Below are 2,269 nucleotides of genomic sequence, written 5' to 3' on the forward strand. Positions count from 1 at the left end.
GCGGGATGCGTACGGGCAGACCCTGAGCCGCCAGCAGTTTACCTATGACCGGCTGGGCAACCTGCTGACCTGTCTCACCACCCTGGCGGACGGCAGTCAGGACACGGCCTGCTTCAGTTACGCGAATCCGGCCGACCCCTGCCAGCTGACGAAAATCACCCATAACCATCCGGCCTATCCGGCCACGATTGTACTCACTTACGATAAAGCCGGGCGGCTGATTGAGGATGAGTCGCATCGAATGCTGGCCTATGACGGGCTGGGCCGGCTGGTCTCCGTCACGCAGGCGGGGAGCACGCAGACTTACGGTTATGATGCCAGCGGGCGGCTGGCGTTGCAGCGGCGGGACAAGGCGGACACCCGGGAGCTGTACTATCAGGGAGCAAGCCGGGTGGCAGAAATTCAGCGGGAAAGCGGCGCGGTTACGCGGCTGGTGCAAGCGGGCAGTACGCCCGCGGCGAGTGTCACGGCTGACGGCGTGCATTTACTGGGCACCGACGGGCCGGGCAGTGTGCTGTTAAGCCGTCACAATGATCGGACCTCGCGTTTTCGCTATACCCCGTACGGGCAGCAGGCGGTGGCGGACAGTGACCCGGCTTTACCGGGCTATAACGGGGAGCGACAGGATCCGGCCGGGGGTGGGTATCATCTGGGCAACGGCTACCGGACTTATAACCCGGTATTGATGCGGTTTACGGCGCCGGACAGCCTCAGCCCGTTCGGGGCCGGGGGACTGAACCCGTATGCGTACTGTCTGGGTGATCCGATCAACCGGACCGATCCGAGTGGGCACATCAGTGTGGGCAGTATTCTGGGAATAGCGTTAGGTCTGTTTGGAATGGCCGCGGAGTTGGCCGCGGCCATTCCAACGGGAGGGGCTTCCCTGACGCTGAGTGGGGCGGTGCTCGCTGGGGCCGGTTTTTTGGGGGCCGCGACTGGACTCGCCAGTAGCCTGACCGAGGAAAGTAACCCACAGGCCTCGAGCATTCTGGGCTGGGTGTCAATGGGGGCGGGAGTGGTGAGTATGGTGCCACTGTTTGGGAAACTGGCTAGGGGCATGAAAGCAATGGTAACACAGGTGGGGCGTAGTTTTAATCGTAGTCCGGCTGGACCAGTTATGGAGATAATCGGACCAACAATAGAGGAGTCACCAAGAGGGTTGAATATGGCAGAACCCTTACCGCGGCCATTAAACGCATTAGATGCTTTCGACAGGACTGTAAGTGCGGGATGGATTCAAGAAGTACAAACAGCTTTGCAACCACCATTTTTTGCACGCTCGTTAGAGCTTAGTTTGCCCCAGCAGGGAGTACCGAGAGTAATAGGTAATAGAGAGAATCCATTTTTGCAACTTTTGAGTTTTGATACATCAAGGCCCGTCAGTAGAATGAATAATGTGGTTCCTAACTCAACTATACATGTAGATATTACGATCCCTATTGTAAGAACACTTTATGCTCCATTCATTAATAATAGAACGAGTCAATTTGGGATCGGTTTTATTAATTTCATACGGCATGACGCAGGTGTGCGCCAAGTGCTTGCATGGGAGAATAGGATAAGAGGAACTCAACATATGGTCGAATATGAGCAATCAGTTATTAGTACAATGGAAGACAATTGGAACAATTTGAGACTTAATGGAAATCCAAGGGGGTTGATGCAGGCCATCATACAACATCAGATGCCCCCATTTTGGCGGCAATTTTGTACCTCTGGTCTGGATGTATTTGATTTCTATAACCGACACTTATTTATTTGATTTACGGAATAATTATGTCGCTATTGTTAAATGAAACTGATATTCATTATTTAATGATGTTATTAATTTTCTTAGCAGGCGTGTGTGAATTTTGCTATTCATCTGTTTTTAGGGAATTCAGTATTTATAATAGAGATAATAAAAATATCCTAGTGTTATTCTTATGTTACAAATTTATGATAATATGGAAATGCCCAAACAGGGACGTATCAATATATAAAGATAATATATCGCCTATCTTTCAGGGGAATTATTTTTTATCGACTATCATTCATCCCTGTCGTCGTTTTTATAAACATATGGTTATTTATATCCCTGAGATTTGTTCTTTTACTGTCGTGATCCATTCGAAATTCATTTTGTATATAAATTAGTCCTGTTTTCTTTGCATTTTAATGAGGGGATTGGGACTAAATATAGTGGTTAAACAGACTTTGTTATTTGACTATATTGATTTTGGAAATAAAAACAGGATACTTTTCAATTGACAATTTCTGTCTGCCTTCT

1 protein-coding gene is annotated in these 2,269 nt (G+C 48.9%); it reads left to right on the forward strand.

Annotation, left to right across the window (positions count from 1 at the left end):
• A partial coding sequence (locus AACX38_RS05855; RefSeq protein WP_304957229.1) for an RHS repeat-associated core domain-containing protein occupies positions 1-1,762 on the forward strand: 1,762 nt, incomplete at its 5' end.
• Positions 1,763-2,269: the final 507 nt, after the last annotated feature.

Source organism: Xenorhabdus sp. PB30.3 (assembly GCF_963895965.1).
In the GTDB taxonomy this organism is placed as follows: domain Bacteria; phylum Pseudomonadota; class Gammaproteobacteria; order Enterobacterales; family Enterobacteriaceae; genus Xenorhabdus; species Xenorhabdus stockiae.